General features: G+C 54.0%; 24 protein-coding genes and 2 tRNA genes. 19 read left to right on the top strand and 7 right to left on the bottom strand.

Annotated features, from left to right (window positions below):
• Positions 1-106 precede the first annotated feature (106 nt).
• From A3OW_RS0114265 to A3OW_RS0114240, 5 genes are all read left to right on the top strand, one after another.
• Entirely contained in the window at positions 107-691 is a 585-nt protein-coding gene (locus A3OW_RS0114265; protein ID WP_020564122.1) for a PilZ domain-containing protein, read from the top strand.
• 129 nt (positions 692-820) lie between these two features.
• Positions 821-1,816, top strand: a complete 996-nt coding sequence (gene birA / locus A3OW_RS0114255; protein ID WP_020564120.1) for a bifunctional biotin--[acetyl-CoA-carboxylase] ligase/biotin operon repressor BirA — start codon at positions 821-823, stop codon at positions 1,814-1,816.
• A complete protein-coding gene (locus tag A3OW_RS0114250; protein WP_020564119.1) occupies positions 1,813-2,547 on the top strand; it encodes a type III pantothenate kinase in 735 nt (244 codons plus the stop codon). Before birA ends, A3OW_RS0114250 begins: the two co-directional genes overlap by 4 nt.
• A complete protein-coding gene (locus A3OW_RS0114245; protein ID WP_020564118.1) occupies positions 2,544-3,413 on the top strand; it encodes a hypothetical protein in 870 nt (289 codons plus the stop codon). The genes A3OW_RS0114250 and A3OW_RS0114245 overlap by 4 nt, the downstream gene beginning before the upstream one ends.
• Positions 3,414-3,887: 474 nt before the next feature.
• On the top strand, positions 3,888-4,088 hold the full coding sequence (locus A3OW_RS0114240) for a hypothetical protein (RefSeq protein WP_020564117.1): 201 nt from the start codon (positions 3,888-3,890) through the stop codon (positions 4,086-4,088).
• A 331-nt stretch (positions 4,089-4,419) separates the two neighbouring features.
• Here A3OW_RS0114240 and lpxD read toward each other — a convergent pair whose 3' ends face one another.
• Both lpxD and moaC read right to left on the bottom strand, forming a co-directional pair.
• Positions 4,420-5,463 carry a UDP-3-O-(3-hydroxymyristoyl)glucosamine N-acyltransferase gene (lpxD, locus tag A3OW_RS0114235; protein ID WP_020564116.1) on the bottom strand — a complete coding sequence of 348 codons (1,044 nt, stop codon included), beginning with the start codon at positions 5,461-5,463 and terminating at the stop codon, positions 4,420-4,422.
• Between the two features lie 238 nt (positions 5,464-5,701).
• Positions 5,702-6,211: a cyclic pyranopterin monophosphate synthase MoaC gene (gene moaC, locus A3OW_RS25060; protein ID WP_269746768.1), complete on the bottom strand. Its 510-nt coding sequence runs from the start codon at positions 6,209-6,211 to the stop codon at positions 5,702-5,704.
• Positions 6,212-6,307: 96 nt separating this feature from the next.
• Between moaC and A3OW_RS0114225 the strand changes: the two genes are divergently transcribed.
• Genes A3OW_RS0114225 through A3OW_RS0114215 form a run of 3 tightly spaced genes read left to right on the top strand, consistent with a single transcriptional unit; the run spans position 6,308 to position 7,822 of the window.
• Positions 6,308-6,547, top strand: coding sequence for a MoaD/ThiS family protein (locus A3OW_RS0114225; RefSeq protein ID WP_020564114.1), 240 nt, complete (start codon positions 6,308-6,310; stop codon positions 6,545-6,547).
• Positions 6,544-6,996 (top strand): molybdenum cofactor biosynthesis protein MoaE, encoded by a 453-nt coding sequence (locus A3OW_RS0114220; RefSeq protein WP_020564113.1) that lies wholly within the window; start codon positions 6,544-6,546, stop codon positions 6,994-6,996. Before A3OW_RS0114225 ends, A3OW_RS0114220 begins: the two co-directional genes overlap by 4 nt.
• Before the next feature lie 10 nt (positions 6,997-7,006).
• Complete coding sequence (locus A3OW_RS0114215; protein WP_020564112.1) at positions 7,007-7,822, top strand: DUF2797 domain-containing protein; 816 nt, start codon at positions 7,007-7,009, stop codon at positions 7,820-7,822.
• A gap of 46 nt (positions 7,823-7,868) precedes the next feature.
• On the opposite strand, the gene A3OW_RS0114210 is transcribed toward A3OW_RS0114215, so the two are convergent.
• The gene (locus A3OW_RS0114210) at positions 7,869-8,420 is read right to left on the bottom strand and encodes a Slp family lipoprotein (RefSeq protein WP_020564111.1); all 552 of its coding nucleotides are present in this window, start codon (positions 8,418-8,420) and stop codon (positions 7,869-7,871) included.
• A gap of 552 nt (positions 8,421-8,972) precedes the next feature.
• On the opposite strand from A3OW_RS0114210, the gene lon reads away from it, so the two are divergent.
• The 5 genes from lon (at position 8,973) to A3OW_RS0114185 (ending at position 14,013) form a co-directional block, all read left to right on the top strand.
• Positions 8,973-11,405 carry an endopeptidase La gene (gene lon, locus A3OW_RS0114205; protein WP_020564110.1) on the top strand — a complete coding sequence of 811 codons (2,433 nt, stop codon included), beginning with the start codon at positions 8,973-8,975 and terminating at the stop codon, positions 11,403-11,405.
• Between the two features lie 197 nt (positions 11,406-11,602).
• Entirely contained in the window at positions 11,603-11,875 is a 273-nt protein-coding gene (locus A3OW_RS0114200) for an HU family DNA-binding protein (RefSeq protein ID WP_020564109.1), read from the top strand.
• Between the two features lie 12 nt (positions 11,876-11,887).
• Positions 11,888-11,963 (top strand) — tRNA-Val (locus tag A3OW_RS0114195).
• Between the two features lie 6 nt (positions 11,964-11,969).
• Positions 11,970-12,046 (top strand) — tRNA-Asp (locus A3OW_RS0114190).
• Positions 12,047-12,132: 86 nt separating this feature from the next.
• Positions 12,133-14,013, top strand: coding sequence for a SurA N-terminal domain-containing protein (locus tag A3OW_RS0114185; RefSeq protein WP_026223609.1), 1,881 nt, complete (start codon positions 12,133-12,135; stop codon positions 14,011-14,013).
• Positions 14,014-14,081: 68 nt separating this feature from the next.
• On the opposite strand, the gene A3OW_RS0114180 is transcribed toward A3OW_RS0114185, so the two are convergent.
• Positions 14,082-14,867, bottom strand: coding sequence for an enoyl-ACP reductase FabI (locus tag A3OW_RS0114180; RefSeq protein ID WP_020564108.1), 786 nt, complete (start codon positions 14,865-14,867; stop codon positions 14,082-14,084).
• 323 nt (positions 14,868-15,190) lie between these two features.
• Here A3OW_RS0114180 and A3OW_RS0114170 point away from each other — a divergent pair, with 323 nt between their 5' ends.
• Complete coding sequence (locus A3OW_RS0114170; protein WP_020564106.1) at positions 15,191-17,347, top strand: ABC transporter substrate-binding protein; 2,157 nt, start codon at positions 15,191-15,193, stop codon at positions 17,345-17,347.
• Entirely contained in the window at positions 17,344-18,321 is a 978-nt protein-coding gene (locus A3OW_RS0114165) for an ABC transporter permease (RefSeq protein WP_020564105.1), read from the top strand. The genes A3OW_RS0114170 and A3OW_RS0114165 overlap by 4 nt, the downstream gene beginning before the upstream one ends.
• Before the next feature lie 52 nt (positions 18,322-18,373).
• On the opposite strand, the gene A3OW_RS0114160 is transcribed toward A3OW_RS0114165, so the two are convergent.
• Together A3OW_RS0114160 and A3OW_RS0114155 are read right to left on the bottom strand one after the other, a co-directional pair.
• Positions 18,374-19,039, bottom strand: coding sequence for an ABC transporter ATP-binding protein (locus A3OW_RS0114160; RefSeq protein WP_020564104.1), 666 nt, complete (start codon positions 19,037-19,039; stop codon positions 18,374-18,376).
• Entirely contained in the window at positions 19,026-20,171 is a 1,146-nt protein-coding gene (locus A3OW_RS0114155; RefSeq protein ID WP_026223608.1) for an efflux RND transporter periplasmic adaptor subunit, read from the bottom strand. Before A3OW_RS0114155 ends, A3OW_RS0114160 begins: the two co-directional genes overlap by 14 nt.
• A 278-nt stretch (positions 20,172-20,449) precedes the next feature.
• Here A3OW_RS0114155 and A3OW_RS0114150 point away from each other — a divergent pair, with 278 nt between their 5' ends.
• From A3OW_RS0114150 to dcd, 4 genes are all read left to right on the top strand, one after another.
• Positions 20,450-21,070 (top strand): methylthioribulose 1-phosphate dehydratase, encoded by a 621-nt coding sequence (locus A3OW_RS0114150; protein ID WP_020564102.1) that lies wholly within the window; start codon positions 20,450-20,452, stop codon positions 21,068-21,070.
• Entirely contained in the window at positions 21,067-21,627 is a 561-nt protein-coding gene (locus tag A3OW_RS0114145; protein ID WP_020564101.1) for a 1,2-dihydroxy-3-keto-5-methylthiopentene dioxygenase, read from the top strand. The genes A3OW_RS0114150 and A3OW_RS0114145 overlap by 4 nt, the downstream gene beginning before the upstream one ends.
• A complete protein-coding gene (gene mtnC, locus A3OW_RS0114140) occupies positions 21,624-22,316 on the top strand; it encodes an acireductone synthase (protein WP_020564100.1) in 693 nt (230 codons plus the stop codon). The genes A3OW_RS0114145 and mtnC overlap by 4 nt, the downstream gene beginning before the upstream one ends.
• Positions 22,317-22,561: 245 nt before the next feature.
• Positions 22,562-23,128 (top strand): dCTP deaminase, encoded by a 567-nt coding sequence (gene dcd / locus A3OW_RS0114135; protein WP_020564099.1) that lies wholly within the window; start codon positions 22,562-22,564, stop codon positions 23,126-23,128.
• A gap of 28 nt (positions 23,129-23,156) precedes the next feature.
• Here dcd and A3OW_RS25055 read toward each other — a convergent pair whose 3' ends face one another.
• A complete protein-coding gene (locus tag A3OW_RS25055; protein WP_020564098.1) occupies positions 23,157-23,414 on the bottom strand; it encodes a YcgL domain-containing protein in 258 nt (85 codons plus the stop codon).
• Positions 23,415-23,419: the final 5 nt, after the last annotated feature.

The raw sequence follows: 23,419 nt of genomic DNA, 5'->3' as shown, positions 1-23,419 counted from the left end.
GAATTTGTTATCCTTTTTCCGCACGATCGGACAGTTTTTCCGCGAATCCGAATTTAATCGCAGACGGTATCATTAAAAAATCTAAATAGAAGAGCATAATTAGAATATGGTCAGGGCTGAAAATAGGCGGCAATATTTTCGTATCGAAGATACGGTCGAACTGAATTACAGAATCATAGACGAACAGGACGTGACCGAATCCAGCCAGAACGCTCACAACATTTTAAATGAGTGTACTCTGTCTTCGTTGCTGGACAGTATCTCCGAGGAAACCGGGAAATTGCTGCACAGGATGGAAAAAAGCCATCCCGACGTCACCCCTTTGCTGAAATTGCTCGACAGCAAAATCGATCTGATTGCTCAGTCCGTCATGCTTCAGATCAATCCGGAGGATAAAAAAAATACCCGGGCCATTAACCTAAGCGCTTCAGGTCTGGCGTTTCACAGCGATAAAGCCATCGAGCCGGAGAGGTTTCTGGAGCTTCGGCTGATGCTGCTCTCTTTTCGGGTGCTGATGGTGACTTGCGGTAGAGTCGTTCAATGCACGCTGGAGCCTGAAAGTCCCGGCGGTTCGCCGTATCTGATCAGCGCCGATTTCATCAGTATGAGGGAACAGGATCGCGACTTGCTGATCCAACATCTGGTAAAAAGGCAAATTCAGCAAATCAAGGCCAAAAAGAAGAAGTTGTAGATTTTTAGACGGCTTGATTTTTGGGCCGTTTTTCACCGCTGCGGTTCGGCATCGAGCCCGATTTCTGTTTCATTCGGGCCATTTTTGTTGCCAAATTCCGGATGCAGTCAAATTATAGAGTTTATCTTCGTGATTATTTCCGAAAAACAAAAAAAATTGCTGTCCATTCTGGCCGACGGAGAATTTCATTCCGGAACCGAACTGGCGGATCAAGTCGGCGTCACGCGTTCGGCTGTCTGGAAACAGTTGTCCTTTCTCACCGAAATCGGTCTTCGGCATGCGGCCGTCAGCGGCAGGGGGTATCGGCTGGAGAAACCTCTGGAATTGCTGGATCATGCCCAGATCGGTGAATTTCTTGATGAAAAAAGCAGGGCTTTGCTTGCTTCGCTGGAGATTCATGACCAGATTCCTTCCACCAACAGTTATTTAAACGAGCTTGCGCATAAGGGCGCGCCGTCGGGCGTGGTCTGTTTTGCCGAGCAGCAAACGGCCGGCAAGGGACGGCGGGGAAGATGCTGGGTATCCCCCTACGGCAATAACATCTATGTTTCGATTCTCTGGCGATTTCAACAAGGGCCCGCGGCCATTTCCGCATTGAGTCTGGCCGTCGGCGTTGCGGCGATAAGAACGTTGAAGCATTATTCCGTCCCCGGCATCGGCCTGAAATGGCCCAACGATATTTATTGTCGGGATAAAAAATTGGGAGGCATCCTGATCGAGGTTTCCGGAGAAAATCAGGGGCCTTGCGCAGCGGTCATCGGCTTGGGGCTCAATTTGTATTTGACCGAGGAGGAAGCCGAATCGATTGATCAGGCCTGGACGGACTTGAGCAGAGCGACCGGCCAAAGCCGATTGCGCAGAAACCCTCTGGCAGGCCAATTGATCAATAACCTGTTTGCGGTACTGGATGTCTACGAGTCCGTCGGTATCGGCGGCTATCTGGACGAATGGCGGCGCTACGACTGCCTGATGAATCAATTTGCCGCCGTATTTGTCGGCCACCACCGCTATGAAGGCGTCGTGCAGGGCATCGACGACAACGGTTTATTATTGATGAAGCGTCCCGACGGAACCGTTCAATCGTTCGCTTCCGGCGAGTTAAGCTTCAGCAGTCCCCTCTTATGAATTTACTGGTGGATATCGGCAATACTCGCTTGAAGTGGGCAATGACCGAGGCGGATCGTCTCGTTCCCGGAGACTTCCTGGCCAATTCGCAACTCAGTGAAGAGCGACTGAAAGAACTCTGGCAAAGCGTACCTCCACCGGGGCGGATAGCCGTTTCCTGCGTCGGCGCGGAAAACACCGCGGAGCTTGTCTGCAAGGCCGCACTTGAGCTCTGGCCCGGCGCGAAAATCACCCGAATCCGCTCGCAAGCCGATGCGTTTGGCGTGACCAATGCGTATTTGCAGCCCGAAAAGCTGGGTGCCGACCGCTGGCTGTCGTTAATCGCCGTGCGCCACTGTTACTATTCTATGCCGGCTTGTATCGTCGATTGCGGCACGGCCATCACCGTGGATTTGCTCGATGACCATGGCCGCCATCAAGGCGGCCTAATCTGCCCGGGCCTGAGATTGATGAAACAATCGCTTGCGGCCAGTACGGCGGCGTTAAAATTCGACGACGCCCGTTATGATCCGGGGCCGGCAAACCATACCGAAGCGGCGATTGACAGTGGAGTATTGACGGCAGCCATCGGCCTGATCGAACACGTTTTTGCCGCGCAACCCGGCAATAGCCTGTTGATATTAACCGGAGGCGATGCTGAACGAGTGGCCGGACATCTGGCTTACCGGGTGGTGGTGGATTCCGATTTGGTCTTCCGCGGGCTGGCTATTGTTCTGGAAGAAGCGGTATGAAAGCGGTTTTCTTTTTCGTGGCGTTGGCAAATGTGGCATTCTTCATGTGGGAATACCACAGGAATGCGGTGCAACAGGTTGCAGAACGAACCCAAACGCCCGGCATCCCCGTACAGGAGTCGATTGTGCTGGCCGACGAACTGAACGAGCCTCTTCCTGCCGGCCGGGAGACAGCCGCGGCGGCCGAAATTGCAGACCATCAAGGCATAGATTCCGGTGCTGGGCAAAACCGCGCCGCAACTGGAGAAACGGCCGATAGTGCGAATGAGGGCAGGGCACCGCTCAATGTCGAACATCCGTTTACCGGCTCAGGATCGGAAGTGCTTCGAAAGGAGCCCGTCTTGGCCAACGGTGAAAATTCCGCAGCCGAAGATCGTGTCGGAGAGGAGCGCACGGAAGGGCACGTTTGTGTTGAAGCCGGGCCTTTCACCGATGAGAAACTGTTGAATGAATGGCGCAGGCAGTTGACGGCAGTCAATGCCCGGCTACAGATTCAGTCCCGGCCGGGGCAAGCCGTCGGCGATTATCTGGTTTATCAACCCGCGGCGGAAACACCGGAGCAAAGCGATGCCAATCTGAAAATGCTGAAGGGCCTGGGATTTGCCGACGTATGGAAAATGACGGAAGGAGAGGAAAAAGGCGGAATAGCGCTGGGCGTGTTTAAAAAGGAAGAAAAAGCGGTGGTCATGAAAGAACAGCTTCGAGCAAAAGGAATCGATGCCGAAGTCATGCCGAGATATAGAAATCAAGAGCGGAAATATGTTTTGATTGCAGGAGGAAGGCAAGTGGCGGAACGTTTGACGCTTCTGCAAAAAAAACATCCCGGCATTACTCTGCAATCGGCAACAAGCTGCGGCGCGCCCTGATTGGGCAATTTCGGCAGCGTTTAGTTCTTAAGTTCTGGCCTGAGCTTTGGCGGCCATGGTTGCCCGAAGAAGCGTCGGAAACTTTCAGAAGCTGGCCGATGGCGGAAAACTTGGCGGCTTCGGCTTCCTTCCGAAGACTGGTTCCGGGCAGAGAGAGGAATAGCGCCTTGAATTGGAGGCCGCGGCCAGGTTTCGCTTTCTTATCAAGATATTGTCATTTTCTATCAGTAACTTAAGCGATCGCGCCGGCGCATGCGCTCAAGCCGTTCTCTGCGGGCTGAAGAAAAGAAATGAGGATTTTTGAATTTTTTTTTATCTATAGTTTTGACATAGAGCCTTATCTCATGATAAAAATTACATCGTTGTTTAAAATTAATTCGACAACCAACTCATAAAAAATATTTTCTGAGTTGCTCCTTTGAGGAGAGGGGCTTAAACATTAATATAACTTTAATAACTATAGAGGATTTAAAAATGGCTGAAGCACAAGAAAAAGATAACACATGGATAATCGTTGGAGTTTGCATCGCTTCGATTATTCTTCTGGTTGTATTGTTGAAGAAAGACGAAATGAAACATTTGGAAAGCGGCGCTGTTGCTCAAAGTAATGCCGAAGTTTTCGCAAAATTAGAAAAAAGATCTACCAGCAACGTAACTGGTACCGAAGGAAACTAAAAAAATGCTCCCCGATGGTAGTAAGCCGTCGGGGAGTTTCTTTTTTAATTAGATCAACTCCCCCTCCTCAATTTTCGCCGGTTTTCTCTACAGTCATTGGTCGCTCGATTGTTGAGTTGGACGTCAAGTACAGATAGGCCAATTTGCAATCGATTTTTTTTATTTACGCGTAACTGGACCGGTGAAAATGAATGCCGGTAAGTCCTGCATCATTCCTCGTCGTGCTTTGCCGTCGACGGCAAGACTTCTCTCGGCTAGAAACTCCTCGAAGCATTGATTAGCTTCGTATTTATGGCTCGAACGTCCGGTTCGTGCCGGTCGTTTGCAAGGTTTATTTTTCACCTTGCTCGAGCTTTTGAATTTTTTCTTCGAGCAGTTTGATTTTCTTCAGCAACTCGGGCAGCTTACTGATGGCGGCCTGTTCCTTATAGGCTATTTTCTTTTCCTTTGCCGGGCTGCCGAATACCTGGGTACCCGCCGCAATATTGCCGGCGACGCCGGAACGCGCCATGACCACCGCGCCTTTACCGATCGTGACGTGGTCGGCAATACCGGAACTGCCGGCCAGGATCGCATAGTCTTCAATATGGCAGGAGCCCGACACGCCGGTTTGTCCGCACATGATGACGTGCTTGCCGACCTTGTTGTTGTGCCCGATCTGAACCAGATTATCGATTTTGCTGCCGTATCCGATGGTGGTGCTGCCCAGTGCGCCGCGGTCAACGCAGGTATTGGCTCCGATTTCGACATTGTCTTCGATGACCACGTTGCCTACTTGCGGAACCTTGACGTGGGCATGATCCCTGAACTTGTAACCGAATCCGTCGGCGCCGATAATGGCGCCCGAATGAATGATGACGTTGTCGCCGATTTGGACGTCGTCGTAGATGACGACGTAGGGATGAAGCCGGCAATTTCTTCCGATGCTTACATTCCTGCCGATATAACTTCCGGCCAGAATTTGAGTGTTGTCGCCGATGCCGGAATTTTCTCCGATCACGGCGTAAGGACCGATGAAGAGGTTGTCGCCGAGCTTGACGTTTTCTTCCAGGACGGCCTGGGGTGCGATGAATCGACCGTATTCTCTGTCCGGATGAAGCAATTTAACCGCTTTGATAAAGCTGATTTCGGGGTCGGGGCAGACCAGCAACGCCAGATTTTCAGGTTTGGCGTCTACGGCAAACCCTTCGGCGACAAAACAGGCGGAAGCTCCGGTCTCCTTGAGATAAGGAACGTACCGGCTATTTGTCAGTTGGGTAACCTGATAGGGTTTGGCCGAGGTAATGTCGGCGGCCGATAGTAGGCTGACTGAAGAGTCTCCTCCTTCGATTCGGGCTCCGCATAAATCGGCAAGTTCTTTGATGGTCATCGGCATGGAGTTCTCTGCTGTAATTGGGTAAGCGTCTGAGGATAAGACAGGAATGGAAGCCGGCCGCAACCGGCTGACGGCGGTGCTTGGAAAAGCTTGAAACACGATTATATTCGATAAAAAACGGCCGATGCAATTGCGAACGAGTTGGTAAAAGTTATCCGGCTCCCGGTTTAGTTGGCCGTATCTTGACTTTGAATCGCTCCGTCTTGTCCCTGTCTTGTCTCCTCCTATCTTAATGATCTTAACGGCCTTGCCTGAAATCCTGGGCGGTTTCTTCCGGTGCCTGCCAGTGTCCCGATTTGCCGCCCGCTTTTTCCAGCAAGCGTACCGACTGGATGACCATGCCGCGGTCCACGCCCTTGCACATGTCGTAGATCGTCAGCAGAGCGATCTGAGTCGCTGTCAGGGCTTCCATCTCCACGCCGGTTTGGGCAACGGTTTTAACGGTGCTTTGGCAGCGAATGCGATTTTTTTCGGTTTCCGCGGTCAAATTGATTTCCACATGGGTAATGGGCAGGGGATGGCACAGCGGAATCAGCTCGGCCGTTTTTTTGCTGGCCATGATGCCAGCGATTCGGGCGACCGCCAGCACGTCTCCTTTTTTATGGTTGCCGGCGAGGATCAATTGCAGCGTGGCCGGTTTCATTTCGATGTAGCCTTCCGTGACGGCGGTGCGCTCGGTCACGGCTTTCTCGCCTACATCGATCATGACGGCCTCCCCGGCCCGGTTAAAGTGTGGTGTGTGCGTCACAATTCGGTACAATAAAGAGTTTGAAGGGTTAGCGAACGGCCTTTTAAAGCAGGGCCGCATCATAAAACCCGAATTTTTATCATTGCCTGATCAAGCATGTCAATTAAAGTCCGCTATTTTGCCAGTTTAAAAGAAAAGGCCGGGCGCCCGGAAGACGTTCTGGCCCCCGTTGAAAACCTGACTGCCCGTGACGTATGGCGGTTGTGCATGCCGGATAAAGCCGTGCCCGACAATACGTTGGTGGCGATCAACATGAATTATGCGGAATGGAACAGCGTTGTCCGGGACGGCGACGAGGTGGCTTTTTTCCCGCCGGTTACCGGAGGCGCCAAATGAAGGTAAAAATCTGTGAAGAAGGCTTCGATCCGTGGAACGAGGCGCGCCTGTACCAGGAGGCTTCGGCCGGGATATTCGGAAAATTCGGCGCAACCGGTATTTTTATCGGCACCATGCGCGATTTCAATGAAGGCGACGGCGTCCTGGGCATGACGCTGGAGCATTACCCCGGCATGACCGAAAAAGAACTGGAGAACATCGTCGGCGACGCCTCCCGGCGCTGGCAGATTCTTGATGCTCTGGTGGTGCACCGGGTCGGCGAGATTCGGCCGAACGAACCGATCGTGCTGGTCTCGGTATGGGCGGCGCACCGGGGCGATGCCTTCGACGCCAGCCGCTACATCATGGAAGCGTTGAAATCGAAAGCGCCGTTCTGGAAAAAAGAGCGGCTCCAGTCGGAGCAGGAACGCTGGGTGGGCGGTAACAGCGACGGCTATAAAAAAATCTGAGGAGATGGATATGCTGGGCAATTTAACCAAAATGAACGCCGCGCTGGATCGGCCGGTGCAGTACACCCTGCAATTGAGCGGCCGGAGCATCGAAATGAATCCATTGATCGGAAAACCGGTCCGGCTGAAACATACCGGCAGAATAATTTGCGTCCGCTGCAACAGGTCGACGAAAAAAAGTTTCAACCAGGGTTACTGTTATCCTTGTTTCATCAAGTCGGCCGAGTGCGACCGCTGCATCGTGAAGCCCGAAATCTGCCATTTTGCAGCGGGCACCTGCCGAGAGCCCGAATGGGGCCAGACCTTCTGCTTTCAGCCCCACATCGTCTATCTCGCCAATTCCAGCGGCATCAAAGTCGGCATTACCCGTCAGTCGCAAGTGCCGACGCGCTGGATCGATCAGGGGGCGGTGCAGGCCCTGCCTATTTTCAAGGTGGCTTCACGCCATATTTCCGGTTTGATCGAGGCGGTCATCGGCCAACACGTCAGCGATAAAACGAGTTGGCAGCAGATGCTGAAGAATCAGGTCGAGACCGTGGATCTGGAAAAAAAGCGCGATGAATTGACGGCTTGCTGCGAAGCCGAATTGGCCGCCATCAGCCAGCGTTTCGGCGTCGGAGACGTGGAGTTCTTGTCCGGGGAGAAGCCGGTGGAGCTCCATTTTCCGGTGGACAACTATCCGGTCAAGATTTCCGCCTTGAATTTCGACAAGACTCCGGAGATTTCGGGCGTTCTGCACGGCATTAAAGGCCAGTATCTGATACTGGACTCCGGAGTCGTCAACATCCGCAAATTTACCGGCTACGAGATCGAGTTCTCACAATAACGCGGCTTAAGGCCGGAAACTGTCCCGATGTGGACGGATTTCTCCCTTAATAGGGAGGAAAAGGCCGGTAGAGGCCGCCCCAGCCCCAGTAATAAGGGCTGTAACCGTAATAGCCGCCCCAGTAATAAGGATAATAGCCGTAACCGCCGTAATAATAACGGTTCACGTCGTATTCCGGCCATAAATGTAGAACGGTGCTTTCCATCAGGGGCAGTCTGAGCGTTTTATTTCCGATTCGCTGCTCGCTGTCGCCTTTAAGAACGCCGGCGGCGGTCACTTCCCGCCCCTTGACGTACACGGCCGGATCCAGAAATTCGGACGTTTTAATCAGGAAGCGCCCTTGATACGGTTCATCCGTCGAAGGGCGCCCGTTACTGTTCAATGGATAGGACAAAACCTGCAACAGGCTGTAAGCCTGCTCGTTTTGCAGGTCGATGATCACGCCGCCCCAGCGGATCGGGATATTTTTATAGCTGTTGATGTCGGCGCTGGCCTGCGGGTACGAGACGTCGACGGCAGGCGCATTCTTGATGGCCGGCGGCAGGGTGGAGCAGGCGCTCAACAGTAAAATGGCGGAAATGAACAAATACCGTTTCATCTGGTGACTCCGGGGTCAGTTATTGGGTTTTTATACGTTCACCGACAGATTGAGCAGACGAGGTTGAAAGCGCTGGGGTCCGCATTTTTATCTTCGGTTTTTATTTTATGATCATTTTGGTGCTTTGTTTCCGGATGAATCTAAAACGCTGTACAGGTGTTCGAACTGAAAATCTTCGCGAATTTGTCTTCATAGAGCCCTGCCGTGCCGGTAAGGTTCCCGAGTCCATTGCAGGAAGACAAGCCGGTGGTCGAACCTCCGGAAAGAATTGACCGGCAACGAAGGGGTATTTTTTGCCGTTTTTAATGCCGGCTATCGAATCTTGACGCGGCAACGCTTGTCATAGGATAACCAAGGCGAATCCGGTCTGAAGGATTCGCCCGGCTTTATCCTGATCAACGACGGCCACGCGGCTTACGGATTTTTTCGAGACGATGCCGAAGCCATCAAGACCACGGGCAAAATTCAAAGTATCGGGGAATCAATCCTTGCTATTTTTGCCAGTGACCCCATAATAAATATTCCAAATACAGTATATGAAGGGTTCCAGTTATGGAAGCGCAGAAAATGACAGAATTGCAACAGAAAAATGTGTTTATCCCGGTATTGCCGCTTCGGGATGTCGTAGTGTATCCGCACATGGTCATTCCCTTGTTTGTCGGCAGGGAAAGATCGATTGATGCTTTGGAAGCCGCGATGAAGGACAACAAGCAAATTTTGCTGGTCGCGCAAAAAGAAGCGGACGTTGATGAGCCGGATTTTGAAGATCTGTACAAAGTCGGTACGCTGGCCAATATTCTGCAATTACTCAAGCTTCCTGACGGAACGGTAAAAGTCTTGGTGGAAGGCAATCTTCGCAGCAAGGTTTTGAGCTACAAGGAAACCGGGAAATATTATTCGGCTGCCGTGGAAGCTCTTGAAGAAGTTTTGGGGATTTCGCCGCAAGAGCAGGAGGTCCTGCAGCGGACGGTCGTCAGCTCGTTCGACCAATACGTCAAACTGAACAACAAGATTCCGCCCGAGGTGTTGAATGCGTTGTCCGGAGTCGACGACCTGAGCCGGCTGGCCGACACCATAGCCGCGCATATGACGCTGAAAATTCATGAAAAACAAGGTGTTCTGGAAAATGCCGATATTGCCCGGCGGCTGGAACATCTGATGACCTACATGGAAGGCGAAGTCGATCTCCTGGAGATGGAAAAACGGATTCGCGTCCGGGTAAAGCAGCAGATGGAGAAAAATCAAAGGGAATATTATCTCAACGAGCAGATGAAAGCGATTCAGAAAGAGTTGGGAGAAATGGAAAATACGCCCAATGAAATTGAAGAGCTTGAGAGGAAAATCGAAAAAGCCGGTATGTCCAAAGAAGCCAATGCCAAGGCGACCGCGGAGCTGAACAAGCTCAAGCTGATGTCGCCGATGTCGGCCGAAGCGACCGTGGTGCGCAACTACATCGAATGGATGGTCAGCGTGCCCTGGAAGAAAAAGACGAAAGTCCGGCATGATCTGAAAATAGCCGAACAGGTTCTGGAATCGGAGCACTACGGCCTGGAAAAAGTGAAAGAGCGCATTCTCGAATATCTGGCCGTGCAGCAGCGGGTGCAGCAGTTGAAGGGCCCCATTTTATGCCTGGTCGGACCTCCGGGGGTCGGTAAAACTTCGCTGGGCGAATCGATTGCCCGAGCAACCAACCGGAAATACGTGCGCATGGCGCTCGGCGGCGTGCGCGACGAGGCGGAAATTCGCGGCCATCGGCGGACTTACATCGGTTCGATGCCCGGAAAAATTCTGCAGAACCTGGCCAAGATCAAAACCCGCAATCCGATGTTTCTGCTCGACGAAATCGATAAAATGGCGGCCGATTTTCGCGGCGATCCGGCTTCCGCCTTGCTCGAAGTGCTGGATCCGGAGCAGAATCACACCTTTTCGGACCATTATCTCGAAGTCGACTTCGATCTGTCCGACGTCATGTTCGTTGCGACCGCCAACACGATGAACATTCCCCCGGCCCTGCTGGACCGGATGGAAGTCATCCGCCTGTCGGGGTATACCGAAGACGAAAAGATCAATATCGCCCTGCGTTACCTGATTCCGAAACAGATCCGGAACAACGGCTTGCAGCCTCATGAAATCGAGATTCCGGAAGCCACCGTTCGCGCCATGATCCGTTATTACTCCAGAGAAGCGGGCGTCCGGAACCTGGAGCGCGATATTTCGAAAGTGTGCCGGAAAGTCGTCAAGAGTCTGTTACTGGAGCCGAAGGGTGCCCGAATCGAGATCACGCCGGAAAATCTGGATGCCTATCTTGGGGTAAAGCGTTACAGCTACGGCCTGGCCGAAGAACAGGATCAAATCGGGCAAGTGACCGGGCTGGCCTGGACCGAAGTGGGCGGGGAACTGTTGACCATCGAGACGGCGGTCATTCCCGGCAAAGGAAAGCATTCCTCGACCGGCAAGCTCGGCGACGTGATGAAGGAGTCCATCGAAGCCGCGATGACGGTCGTCAGGAGCCGGGCGGAAGCGCTCGGCATCGACAGCGAGCAGTTCCAGAAAAACGATATTCACATCCACGTTCCGGAAGGGGCGACGCCCAAGGACGGCCCGAGCGCAGGCATCGGCATGTGCACGGCCATCATCTCGGCATTAACGAAAATCCCCGTTCGCGCCAACGTCGCCATGACCGGCGAGATCACTCTGAGCGGCGAGGTATTGCCGATCGGCGGCTTGAAGGAAAAACTGCTGGCGGCTCACCGGGGCGGCATTTCCACGGTTTTGATTCCGGCGGAAAATGAGAAAGATCTGGTTGAAATACCGGAAAACATCAAGCAAAATCTGGTTATCAAGCCCGTTCACTGGATCGACGAGGTGCTGGAAGTGGCTTTGCAGTACATGCCGGTATCGGCTCTGAAAAAAGCTGCCGAGGAGCAAGCCAAAGCCGAGATGGAGGCGGTTAAAATCAAAAATCAGGGGTTGACGGCGCATTGATTCAGGAGTCTAGGCTCATTCCTTTTTCGGAAGATTGCAGAAAAAATCGGAGTCTCTTCGGGTTAGTGCTTGACCTGATTTGTTGCTATTGATTTAATAACACTTTCTTGTGTAGTTTGTGATCGCGCATAAGGATAGATTGACTCAAGCGGGTTATTGCCAATACAAAATTAAAATTGACTTCCTAAGGGGGAATAATGAATAAATCGGAACTGATTGATGCTATCGCAGCGTCGGCTGAATTGACAAAAGCGGATGCTGGAAGAGCTTTGGATGGTTTTATCAGTGCTGTGACAGAGGCATTAAAGAACGATGATTCCGTCACATTGGTGGGTTTTGGAACCTTTTCCGTTAAAGGTAGAGCCGAGCGGAAAGGCCGTAATCCGCAGACCGGAGAAGAAATTACAATCAAGGCAGCAAAAATTCCTTCATTTAAAGTTGGCAAATCTTTAAAAGATGCTGTAAACTAGTGCTCTTTAGTCGGGTGCTTAGCTCAGCTGGGAGAGCATCGCCCTTACAAGGCGAGGGTCGGGGGTTCGAACCCCTCAGCACCCACCAGACTTTGGAGCGGTAGTTCAGTTGGTTAGAATACCGGCCTGTCACGCCGGGGGTCGCGGGTTCGAGCCCCGTCCGCTCCGCCAAATTAAAAGCCCCGTGCCGTCTGGTCCGGGGCTTTTTTTTTACTCCGGTTTTGCTAATTGCAATTTGTTTTTTTAGGACCGAGCATATGCTGACGACAATTAGAGAAAAGGCGCAAGGGGCTTTCGCATGGGCCATCTTGTTAATGATCTGTATTCCCTTTGCCTTATGGGGCATTCAAAACTATCTGGATACCGGCAAGGAAGCGCCCGTAGCCTCGGTAGGCGACAAGGATTTCTATCAGCGCGACGTCAATCAGGCTTATGAACAATACAGCCAGAACCTGCGAGGACTTGGAATCGATGAGGCCACTTTAAAAGCTCAGGCGCTCGATAAGCTGATCAAGGACGAAGTCCTGTTGCAGTACGTTCATGCACAGGGCCTGGTGACCAGCGATGCCGTTGCCCGGGATTATATTCGTAGCCTGGACTATTTCCAGGTCGACGGCAAGTTCGACGAAAAACGCTATAAATCGCTGCTCAGCTCACAGCGGATCTCGTCTCCGGAGTTCGTCAACCGGATCAAGAACGCGCTGACGATGGAACAGTTCCAGCGCAGCATTACCGACAGCAGCTTCGCCACCCAATACGATCTGGAAAGTTTCTTCAAAATCCAGAATCAGAAACGGGACGTCGAGTATGTGACGGTGGCGATGCCGAAGTTGACCGAACAGCCTTCGGAGCAGGAGATAACGGCCTATTATCAACAGCATCAGGACCAATACAAAACACCGGAACAGGTTTCGATTGCCTATGTCGAACTGACGCTGGATGAGGTGGCGAAAAAAGTCGAAGTAACGGACGACAAACTCAAAGCTTACTACGAAGAGCAAAAAGACCAGTACGGCACGCCCGAACGAAGAAAAATCAGCCACATCCTGTTTGCGGTCAACGATAAGACCGATGATAAAACCGCGCTGGAAAAAGCCCGAAAGGCCAAAAAAGAACTCGAAACCAAGGATTTTGCCAAACTGGCGGAAGAAGTCTCCGATGACAAGTTAACGGCTAAAAAAGGCGGGGATCTGGGCCTGTTGACTCCCGGAGTCATGGAAAAACCGTTCGAAGAGGCGGCCATGGCATTGAAGGCGGGCGAAGTGTCCGAGCCGGTAAAGACCTCCTTCGGCTATCATCTGATCAAAGTGACCGAGCTGGTGCCCGGCGAGACCAAGCCGTTCGAGGCGATCAAAGGCGAGGTCGCCAAAGCCTATCAGAAATCCAAAGCGGAAAATTTATTCTATGAAGCCGGAGAAAAGCTGGCCGAGAAAAGTTACGAAAACCCGGACAATCTGGATTCGGTGGCGAAAGAGTTGAATCTTGCCGTCAAGCAGTCGCCGTTGTTTACCAAAGACAAGGGCGAGGGGATTGCCGGCGAGGCGAAAGTCCGCGAAGCCGCTTTTTCGGAAGAGGTATTGCAAGGCAATAACAGCACGCCCATCGAAATCAGCCCGGAGCGGCTGGTCGTACTCCGGGTGCTGGAGCACAAACCGGCTTCGGTCCGAGATTTGGCTAGCGTCAAACAGGAAGTGGCCGATACCTTGCTGTCTGAAAAAGCCAGGCAGCAGGCGGTGGACAAGGCGCAGAAAATAAAGGCGCGCCTGCAGGCCGGCGAGTCCCTGCCGGCGGTGGCGGCGGAGAACAAGCTGGAGATCAGGAAACTGACCGGTTTGTCGCGAAACGACACGAGCGTGCCGGAGCCTTTGAGCGATGCCGTATTCAAGGCCGCCAAGCCGGTCGGCGACAAGCCGACCGTGCTGGTGGCGGCGTTGCCGGCGGGCGAGCAGGTGGTGGCCAGCCTTTTCAAGGTGACTCCGGGAGTCATGACCGAAGAGGATAAGAAGCGAATGGATCTGGCCAGAAAAAATATCGCCAGAGCCTTCGGGCAGACCGAATTCGATGCCTTGCTGGGCACCCTGGAAGAGGATACCGACATCACGGTACACTCGCAGCCCGGGGCGGCGAAAAGCGAATAAGGCGTTTTAACGGCGCATAAAAAAGGGAGCCTTGAGCTCCCTTTCTTTTTGGGCAGTCCGGCCGAAACTTAACCGGCCGCGGCCAGGCCTGCAATATTGTAGCCCGCATCGACGTAAGTGATTTCGCCGGTAATGCCGGAGGCCAGGTCCGAGCATAAAAAAGCCGCCGCGTTGCCGACTTCCTCGATGGTGACGTTTTTCTTCAACGGCGAGGCGTCGGCCGCCTTGCTGAGCATCGATTTGAAATTATTGATCCCGGCGGCGGCCAGCGTGCGGATGGGGCCTGCGGAGATGGCGTTGACCCGCGTGCCCTCGGGCCCCAACGCCACGGCCATATAGCGTACGTTGGCTTCCAGACTGGCTTTGGCGACGCCCATGACGTTGTAGTTGGGGATGGCCCGTTCCGCGCCCAGGTAAGTCAGGGTCAGCAGCGAACCGTTGCGTCCCGCCATCATGCCGCGTCCCGCCTTGGCCAGAGCGGTGAAGCTGTACGAGCTGATGTCGTGCGCGATGCGGAAATTGTCCCGCGTCGTGGCGTTCACGTAATCGCCCTCCAGCGCGTCTCTCGGCGCGAACGCGACCGAATGCACGATGCAGTCCAGCCCGTCCCAGTGCCGGCCCAATTCGGTAAAGACGTTGTCGATGTGTTCGTCGAGGCCGACGTCGCATTCGACGGTGATGTTGGAATTGCATTCCGCGGCCATTTCCTGGACGCGGCTTTGCAGCTTCTCGTTCTGGAAGGTGAACGCCAATTCGGCGCCTTCCCGGTGCATGGCCTGAGCGATGCCCCATGCGATGGACCGATTGCTGGCCAAGCCGACAATCAAGACCCGTTTGCCTTGCATAAAACCCATTATGATCTCCTGGTGCTTTTGTTGTTATACTCGCCGCGTTTGCATCGGGCGATGGTTGCCTGCCTCTCCGGGAACGGCCGGGGATCGAGGCTGAAAACGAAAAGGCGATGCAAACGCGATAAAATGGAATCCAACGTGCCGTCTCGATCCACAAGGGGTTGCAATCGCAAGGAACCGGTGAACCGGCGGCTTGCTCCTCTGTCGATACGGGAAAGAAAAGAAGCATAACGATGGGCGGGCATCGTTGTCAAATTTAACAATTTTGCCGACAAAGAGATTGCTGATGGGTAAAGCGCACAATGAAAATCCGGAACGCTAAGGTTATGATGATTTTGTTCGCCGCGTTGTTGACGAGTTGCGGCGACGGTCTGTTGAACAATCCCTATCCCGAGGAAGAGAGCCGCCGGCCGGTGTTGTATCAATCCTTCTCGGAGCGGCCCAAGCACCTGGATCCGGCAAAGTCTTACAGTGAGGACGAATACGTATTCATCGCTCAGATTTACGAGCCGCCGTTTCAATACCATTATTTGAAAAGACCGTACCAATTGGTACCGCTGACGGCCGCCAAAATGCCGGAGATCGCTTATTACGATGCGGCGGGCGGAAAGCTGGCCCAGGATGCTCCGGCGGAAAAAATTGCCTTTACCGATTATTTGATCGAAATCCGGCCCTCGATCGGTTTCCAGCCGCATCCGGCTCTGGCAAAAAATGCGCAGGGCGGTTATCTCTATCATCACTTGAGCAAAGACGCGATCGATGCGACCGAGTCGCTGGCCGACTTCGAACAAACCGGATCCAGGGAACTGACTGCGGAGGATTATGTTTATCAAATTAAAAGGCTGGCGCATCCTAAAAATCAGTCGCCGATCGCCGAAATCATGAAAAACTACATCGTCGGATTTGCCGAATTTGCCGGGGAGTCGGAGAGCCACCCGCTCGGCGACATTAAAAACAAGACGATGACCGGCGTGCAAGCGCTCGACCGCTACCGCTACCGCATCCGGATCAAAGGTAAATACCCGCAATTTTTATATTGGCTGGCCATGTCTTTTTTTGCACCGATGCCCTGGGAGGCGGTCGAGTTTTACGAACAGCCGGGCTTGTCCGAAAAAAACGTTACCCTGGATTGGTATCCCATCGGTACGGGGCCTTATTTTCTCGCCGAGAATAACCCGAACCGGCGCATGGTGTTGATGAAAAATCCGTTGTTCGATCATGAAACCTACCCTGCCGAGGGCGAGCCGGAGGATGCGCCAAAAGGCCTGCTGAAGGATGCCGGCAAACCGCTGCCCTTCATCGAGAAAGCCGTGTTCATGCTGGAAAAGGAAACCATACCCTACTGGAACAAATTCCTGCAAGGCTATTACGATGCTTCCGGCATCGCTTCCGACAGTTTCGATCAGGCCATCCAGTTTACCGGCAGCGGCGGCGTCGCCCTGACCGAGAGCATGCGTGAAAAGGGGATTCAACTGCATACTTCGGTGGAAACGTCGATTTTTTATATGGGCTTCAACATGCTCGACGCCACCGTCGGCGGCGAATCCGAAGCTGCCCGCAAATTGCGCCGGGCCATCGCCATCGCGGTGGATTACGAAGAGTTCATCGCCATTTTCCGCAACGGGCGCGGCGTCGCCGCTCAAGGCGCGTTGCCTCCGGGTATTTTCGGCAATGAGCCGGGACGGGCGGGGATCAATCCCGAGGTTTACGATTGGGTGGACGGTAAGCCGCAGCGCAAACCGATCGCCGTGGCCCGGCAATTGATGGCCGAGGCCGGTTACGCCAACGGCATCGATCCGAAAACCAAAGAACCGTTGATCCTGTATTTCGATACCACCGCCGTGGGCGTCGACGACCGGCCGACCATGAGCTGGTTCCGCAAGCAGTTCGAAAAAATCGGCGTCAAACTGGTGATTCGGGGAACCGATTACAACCGTTTTCAGCAAAAAATACGGACCGGCAACGCGCAATTGTTCGTCTGGGGTTGGAATGCCGACTATCCCGATCCCGAAAACTTTTTCGCCCTGCTATACGGGCCCAACGGCAAAGTCAAATACGGCGGCGAGAATGCGGTGAATTATCTTAATCCGGAATTCGACCGTCTGTTCGAAGCGATGCGCAACATGGACAATAACGAACAGCGCTTCCGGATCATTCAACAAATGCAGGCCATCGTCCGCCATGACTCGCCCTGGCTGTTCGGTTTCCATCCCAAGGCGTTCTCGCTGTTTCACGGCTGGTACACTAACCTCAAGCCGAATCTGATGGCGAATAATCGGCTCAAATACACCCGGATCGATCCGGTTTTGAGGGAAAAACAAAGAGAGGCATGGAATCAGCCCGTGCTCTGGCCCGTGGCGCTGGTCGGTGCCGTCTTTGTTTTGACGTTGATTCCGGCGGTGCGAAGTTATCGCCGAAGAAGCCGGCAAACGGCGGCCTCCGGACTGCGACGCCCATTCAACCAGCAGGAAATTCAGCCATGATGCATTATGTGATCCGGCGGGTCTTGTACGCCTTCCCTTTGTTGATGGGAGTGAACGTACTGACTTTTGTTTTGTTTTTCGTCGTCAACAGCCCCGACGACATGGCCCGCATGCAGCTTGGGCAAAAGCACGTGACCCGGGAGGCGATCGACAACTGGAAGCAGCAGCACGGTTACGAGGTGCCGTTGTTGTGGAACGCCGAAGAACAAGGTGCCGGCAAGATCACCGATACCATTTTTTACCGGAAATCGGTCGGGCTGTTTTGGTTTCGCTTCGGCATCTCCGACAGCGGACGCGATATCGGAGCCGACATCCGTCAGCGCATGTGGCCCAGTCTTGCCCTGGCCTTGCCGACCCTGATGATCGGTTTGCTGGTCGACATCGGTTTCGCTCTGTTGATGGTGCTGTTCCGGGAAACTTATCTGGAATTCGGCGGCATTGTTCTGTGCGTGATGTTGATGTCGGTCTCGTCGCTGTTTTACATCATCGGCGGACAGTTCGTCATCGGCAAAGTGCTCAAGCTGGTACCGATTTCCGGTTACGATCAGGGATTGGCTGCGTTTAAGTTTCTCTGGCTGCCGGTATTGATCGGCGTTTTTTCCGGGATCGGCTCCGGGGCCCGCTGGTATCGAACCTTGTTTCTGGAAGAGGTCGAAAAGGATTATGTACGCACCGCTCGCGCCAAAGGGCTGAGCGAACAGCGAACGCTGCTGCGCCACGTCCTGAAGAATGCCATGATTCCCATTTTAACCGGCGTGGTGGTGATCCTGCCGCTGCTGTTCATGGGCAGCCTGATCATGGAGTCCTTTTTCAGCATTCCGGGCCTCGGCAGTTATACCATCGACGCCATCAACAGCCAGGATTTCGCCATCGTTCGGGCGATGGTCTTTCTGGGTTCGGTGCTCTATATCCTGGGCCTGTTGCTGACCGACATTTCCTATACGCTGGTGGATCCGAGGGTCAGGCTCGGATAACGGCCTCGTCCTTATCATTGGGTTTTACCGGCAGGTTTCACGGCAAGGGGGCTCAACCCGACACGATCCGTCCGTCGATGATGCGGATTTGCCGGCCGGCCCGGTCGCCCAGCTTCTGGTCGTGGGTGATGACGATCAGCGTGACGCCTTGCCGATTCAGGCTTTCCAGCAATTCGACGATTTCCTTGCCGGACTGGCTGTCCAGATTGCCGGTGGGTTCATCGGCCAGCAGAATTTCAGGCTGCATGACCATCGCCCGGGCGATGGCGACCCGCTGGAGTTGTCCGCCCGACAATTGATCCGGCCGGTGTCGGGCGCGGTCTTCGAGACTGACCTCCCGCAGCGCCTTGTCGACCCGTTGCGCTCTTTCCCGGGCGGGAATTCCGGCGAGGATCATCGGCATCTCGATGTTTTCGGCCGCCGACAACCGGGGAATCAGATGAAAAAATTGAAATACGAAGCCGATGTGCTCGCGCCGGACCCGGGCCAGTTGATCGTCGCTCAACTGCGTGACCGGTTCGCCGTTGAGCAGATAACGGCCGGACGAGGGCTGATCGAGCAGGGCGATAATGTTCAAAAGCGTCGATTTGCCGGAGCCCGAGGGGCCCATAACCGAAACGTACTCACCCTTGGCAATGGTCAGGTTGATACCGTTCAGCGCATGAACCGTTTGCTCGCCGACCCGAAAGGAGCGGTGGATATTTTCAAGCCGGATCATTTTTCGCTACCGCATAAGCTCCGGCATGGACGCCTTCCTGACCGACGGACAGGACCACCCGGTCGCCGGCCTGAAGTCCCGATAGCACCTCCACGGTGCTCCAATTGGCCAGCCCCCGGGTAAAGCGGCGCTCCACCAGCAAGCCGTCCTCTTCCATCACCAGGACCTTGTTTTGCTCCAGCACGGCTTCGGCGGGGACTCGTAACGCGCGGGGCTTGCTGGCGAGCAATATTTCGATGTCCGCGCTGTAACCGGGCAAAAGATCCCGAAGCTCGCCGGGATCGGTCAGTTTGACTTCCACCTCGACGGTGCGCGCCTGTTTTTCCTTTTCCAGAACGTAGGGCGCAATACGGCTGACCGAGCCGGAGCAGCGCTTGTCGGGAAAGGCATCCAGCGAGACGCAGGCCGGCATGCCGGTCTTGATTTGCGGCGCATCGACCTCATCGATCGGAGCGGACACGTACAGGCAACTGACGTCGAGTAAATCGATGGCGGGCAGCGTAGCGATGCCGGTCGGCGAAGGCGTCACGAACTCGCCCAGTTCGACGTTGATTTCGGCGACGGTGCCGTCGAAGGGCGCCAGCACCAGCGTCTTTTCGACGGCGGCCTGAACCGCATTCCGGCTGGCCCGGCTGACCGCAACGGCTTCCTGGGCGGCCCGGCAGGAAGCGCGCTGGGCCTTGGCTCCGGTCACCTTGGTGTCGACCTGTTCTTCGGAGACGATCTGATTGTGCTGCTGCAGCAGGGAAATGCGCCGGGCCTCGCGTTCGGCGCTGCCCTTGAGCTGGCAGACTTGTTCCGCAGTGGCTTCGTCGGCCCTGATTTGGGCTTCCTGCAGCTCGAGCTGGGCTTTTAAATCTTTATTCCAGACTTCCATCAACAACTGGTTCTGCTTGACCGTGTCGCCTTCCTTGACATGGATGCGGGCGACTTCACCGCCGGTCGCCGGAGCCAGCAGGGCTCGCCGGCAAGCCTTGACCGTGCCGACCCGAGTATTGGAAACGGTGGCCTTGACTTCGCCCGGCTCGATGCGGACCACTTCGACCGCAACCGGTTTGGGGCGCATCATGAGATAATAGACAAGGAACAGTGCGGCGAGGGCCAGAATAGCGACAAGAATTTTTTTATTCATCAATCGGAGAGGAGTTTTTAAGACGGCGATTTGTTATCTCCGGCTGTGTGGAATGAATATAATAGCCGGTTTAACGGGGGCCCGTAAGAATATCCGGGAATTATCCCGGCGAAGAGTCCTTCACGGCTTGTACCTGATGCATGGCCGGACGGTTCTTTCAATCGAATAATTTCACCCCGTTTCGGATTGCGCTCTACTTTCTTAAGGCGAATCAACATATAATCTTACCGGGCTGATTCAAGGCAATTCAGACAAGGGAAGAGAGGTTTTTGTCCCAGATGATTTACAGTCAAGATTTTATCAACGCGGCGACGGCCCTTTGCGAGGCCGGACGCTTTATCGACAGCAAGGGATGGGTGCCCGCCACGAGCGGCAATTTTTCCGTACGCCTGTCGGACGGCACGATCGCCATCACGGTTTCCGGCAGGCACAAAGGCCGTCTGCAATTGGAAGACATCATGCTGATCAGTGCCGACGCCGTCTCTCTGGACGGTAAAAGACCCTCCGCCGAAACGCTTCTTCATACCTCATTGTATAAGCGGTTTCCGACGGCGCAGTGCGTCCTGCATCCTCATTCGATCAATGCGATGCTGGTTTCCAGGATTTTCAAAGACGAGCTGCGGCTGGAAAATTACGAGCTGTTGAAGGCCTTGAGCGGCATCACGACGCATGAAACCCGCATTACCGTGCCTATTTTTGCCAACGACCAGAACATCCCCCGCCTGGCGGAGCAGGTCGACCGCTATATCGACCGGCATGCCGATTGCCGTGCTTATGTCATTGCCGGGCACGGCCTTTATACCTGGGGCGAATCGGTCGACGCAGCGCTTCGTCATCTGGAAGCGCTGGATTATATGTTTGATTGCGAGTTACGACTTAATGGAGTCAATAGATTATGAGTGCTTTAACCGTCTATGCTGAAAATGAGCCCGGTTCGGGCGAAACGACGACGGATTTTTCCTCGATCCGGGATTCGCTGGCCGGAATCGGCGTGCAGTTCGAGCGCTGGACGGCCAATGGCGAACTGGCTCCGGACGCCGATCAGGAGGCTGTTATTTTGGCCTATCAGGATGCCATCGAACGATTGAAACGGCAGTACGGTTTTCAGTCGGTGGACGTGGTCAGCCTGAATCCGGACCATCCGGACAAGGATGCGTTCCGGCAGAAGTTTCTGGCCGAGCACGTTCACGACGATTTCGAAGTGCGTTTTTTCATCGACGGACGCGGGCTGTTTTATCTGCATGCAGGCGGCAAGGTTTATGCCGTCTTGTGCGAAAAAGGCGATTTGATCAGCGTGCCGGCGGATACGACGCATTGGTTCGACATGGGCGAACGTCCTTTTTTCAAATGCATTCGTTTGTTTACGACCCCCGAAGGCTGGATCGCCCGCTTTACCGGCAGCGAGATCGCCCGATCCTTTCCGACGTTCGACCAATACGTGAACGCACTCTCATGATTAAAGCGATCGTTACCGACATCGAAGGCACCACGACTTCGTTGTCTTTTGTCAAAGAGGTTCTGTTTCCGTATGCCCGGGCGCATCTGGCCGAATTTGTCCGGGAGCACGCCGGCGATGCCGAAGTCCGGCGGCAACTGGATGAGGTGCGCCGGGAAATTCAGGCGCGTTCCCGGGACGAGGTCACGATGGAGCAAGTGATTTCGCAGTTGATCGAGTGGCTGGACGAAGACAAAAAGATCACGCCGTTGAAAATATTGCAGGGCATGATCTGGGAAGAAGGCTATGCGCGCGGGGCCTTCCACGGCCATTTGTATCCGGATGCCATGGACAATCTGAAAGCCTGGAAAGCCCGCGGGCTGGAATTGTACGTGTATTCGTCCGGTTCGGTCCAGGCGCAGAAATTATTGTTTTCCCATACCGAACAGGGCGACCTGACGCCTCTGTTCTCGGGGTATTTCGACACGCGGATCGGCGGTAAGAAAGAGATTGAGTCGTATCGTAAAATCGCCGGGCAACTGGACCGTGAGCCGGACACGATCCTGTTTCTATCCGACAGCAAGGAGGAACTGGACGCGGCCGGGGCGGCGGGATTTCATACAATCTGCCTGGCCAGGGGCGATGCGCCCGATTCGCAAGCCGAACACCGAGAGGTGCGCAATTTCGATGAAATCCGGCTGAGCCTTTGAGGTTTTTATCGAGACCACGCCTTCCGGTTGGCCGAGGCTCGTTCCGATCTCAAGTTCGTGGCCCGTCGTGATCGACTTTGTTACAATCGCCGTTTTACGGCCTTATTTTTGCGGGTATCTTGATGCTATCGGCTTTTTTCAAGAGGAGGTCTTTCTGGGTACGGGCTTCCGGACTTTTCCTTCTTGAAAATACAGGGCATTGAGGACATTACCCTATTTTAGATATTGCAGGTATTGACTATTCCATGAGCATTAAATCGGATAAATGGATACGCCGGATGGCGGAACAACACGGCATGATCGAGCCTTTCGAAAGCGGTCAGGTCAGGGACTCCGGGCGGGGGCGCGTGATCTCTTTCGGCACGTCCAGCTACGGCTACGACGTGCGCTGTTCCGATGAATTCAAGATTTTTACCAACATCAATTCGGCGATCGTCGACCCGAAAGATTTCGATTCGAACAGTTTTATCGACGTGAAGTCGGACGTCTGCATTATTCCGCCGAATTCGTTCGCGCTGGCGCGCACCGTCGAATATTTCCGGATTCCCCGGGACGTGCTGACCATCTGCCTCGGGAAATCGACCTACGCGCGCTGCGGCATTATCGTCAATGTCACGCCGCTCGAGCCGGAATGGGAAGGTCACGTCACCCTCGAGTTTTCCAATACCACCACGTTACCGGCTAAAATTTATGCCAATGAAGGGGTCGCGCAGATGCTGTTTTTCGGCAGCGATGAAGTGTGCGAAATCTCCTATAAGGACAGAGGCGGTAAATATCAGGGGCAGACCGGGGTGACCCTGCCCAAGGCGTAACCGGGTTATGTGATTTTCGTTGAACGGATCACTGCAATTGCAGGGGAGGCGGTACGTCGGTGGCGGGCAACTGGAGAAAATAGCCTTTTTGATTGAGGCTGGCGATGACTTTCTCGGGGTCTTCCTTGGCTAATTTGCGTTCCGGCGTCAGCTCCAGTTCGAGGACCAGGTCCAGCTTGCCCAGGCTGCCGAAGAGCGCTTCCGGAACGCTTGAGAAATCGTCCTTGTTTTTAATGTACAGGTAAAGATTCTGCTTTTTAGAGCTTTTATAAATATAACATTGCATAAGAG

The sequence above is a fragment of the Methylosarcina fibrata AML-C10 genome (genome assembly GCF_000372865.1).
GTDB classification, from domain to species: Bacteria; Pseudomonadota; Gammaproteobacteria; order Methylococcales; family Methylomonadaceae; genus Methylosarcina; species Methylosarcina fibrata.
This window is presented reverse-complemented; position numbering and strand designations above follow the sequence as displayed.

What these genes read in the sequence shown, in the direction of transcription:
- A3OW_RS0114265 (WP_020564122.1), top strand. Translation starts at nt 107, where the DNA reads ATGGTCAGGGCTGAAAATAGGCGGCAATATTTTCGTATCGAAGATACG.
- A3OW_RS0114250 (WP_020564119.1), top strand. Translation starts at nt 1,813, where the DNA reads ATGAATTTACTGGTGGATATCGGCAATACTCGCTTGAAGTGGGCAATG.
- A3OW_RS0114245 (WP_020564118.1), top strand. Translation starts at nt 2,544, where the DNA reads ATGAAAGCGGTTTTCTTTTTCGTGGCGTTGGCAAATGTGGCATTCTTC.
- A3OW_RS0114240 (WP_020564117.1), top strand. Translation starts at nt 3,888, where the DNA reads ATGGCTGAAGCACAAGAAAAAGATAACACATGGATAATCGTTGGAGTT.
- lpxD (WP_020564116.1), bottom strand. Translation starts at nt 5,463, where the DNA reads ATGCCGATGACCATCAAAGAACTTGCCGATTTATGCGGAGCCCGAATC.
- A3OW_RS0114225 (WP_020564114.1), top strand. Translation starts at nt 6,308, where the DNA reads ATGTCAATTAAAGTCCGCTATTTTGCCAGTTTAAAAGAAAAGGCCGGG.
- A3OW_RS0114220 (WP_020564113.1), top strand. Translation starts at nt 6,544, where the DNA reads ATGAAGGTAAAAATCTGTGAAGAAGGCTTCGATCCGTGGAACGAGGCG.
- A3OW_RS0114215 (WP_020564112.1), top strand. Translation starts at nt 7,007, where the DNA reads ATGCTGGGCAATTTAACCAAAATGAACGCCGCGCTGGATCGGCCGGTG.
- A3OW_RS0114210 (WP_020564111.1), bottom strand. Translation starts at nt 8,420, where the DNA reads ATGAAACGGTATTTGTTCATTTCCGCCATTTTACTGTTGAGCGCCTGC.
- lon (WP_020564110.1), top strand. Translation starts at nt 8,973, where the DNA reads ATGGAAGCGCAGAAAATGACAGAATTGCAACAGAAAAATGTGTTTATC.
- A3OW_RS0114200 (WP_020564109.1), top strand. Translation starts at nt 11,603, where the DNA reads ATGAATAAATCGGAACTGATTGATGCTATCGCAGCGTCGGCTGAATTG.
- A3OW_RS0114185 (WP_026223609.1), top strand. Translation starts at nt 12,133, where the DNA reads ATGCTGACGACAATTAGAGAAAAGGCGCAAGGGGCTTTCGCATGGGCC.
- A3OW_RS0114180 (WP_020564108.1), bottom strand. Translation starts at nt 14,867, where the DNA reads ATGGGTTTTATGCAAGGCAAACGGGTCTTGATTGTCGGCTTGGCCAGC.
- A3OW_RS0114170 (WP_020564106.1), top strand. Translation starts at nt 15,191, where the DNA reads ATGATGATTTTGTTCGCCGCGTTGTTGACGAGTTGCGGCGACGGTCTG.
- A3OW_RS0114165 (WP_020564105.1), top strand. Translation starts at nt 17,344, where the DNA reads ATGATGCATTATGTGATCCGGCGGGTCTTGTACGCCTTCCCTTTGTTG.
- A3OW_RS0114160 (WP_020564104.1), bottom strand. Translation starts at nt 19,039, where the DNA reads ATGATCCGGCTTGAAAATATCCACCGCTCCTTTCGGGTCGGCGAGCAA.
- A3OW_RS0114155 (WP_026223608.1), bottom strand. Translation starts at nt 20,171, where the DNA reads ATGAATAAAAAAATTCTTGTCGCTATTCTGGCCCTCGCCGCACTGTTC.
- A3OW_RS0114150 (WP_020564102.1), top strand. Translation starts at nt 20,450, where the DNA reads ATGATTTACAGTCAAGATTTTATCAACGCGGCGACGGCCCTTTGCGAG.
- A3OW_RS0114145 (WP_020564101.1), top strand. Translation starts at nt 21,067, where the DNA reads ATGAGTGCTTTAACCGTCTATGCTGAAAATGAGCCCGGTTCGGGCGAA.
- mtnC (WP_020564100.1), top strand. Translation starts at nt 21,624, where the DNA reads ATGATTAAAGCGATCGTTACCGACATCGAAGGCACCACGACTTCGTTG.
- dcd (WP_020564099.1), top strand. Translation starts at nt 22,562, where the DNA reads ATGAGCATTAAATCGGATAAATGGATACGCCGGATGGCGGAACAACAC.
- A3OW_RS25055 (WP_020564098.1), bottom strand. Translation starts at nt 23,414, where the DNA reads ATGCAATGTTATATTTATAAAAGCTCTAAAAAGCAGAATCTTTACCTG.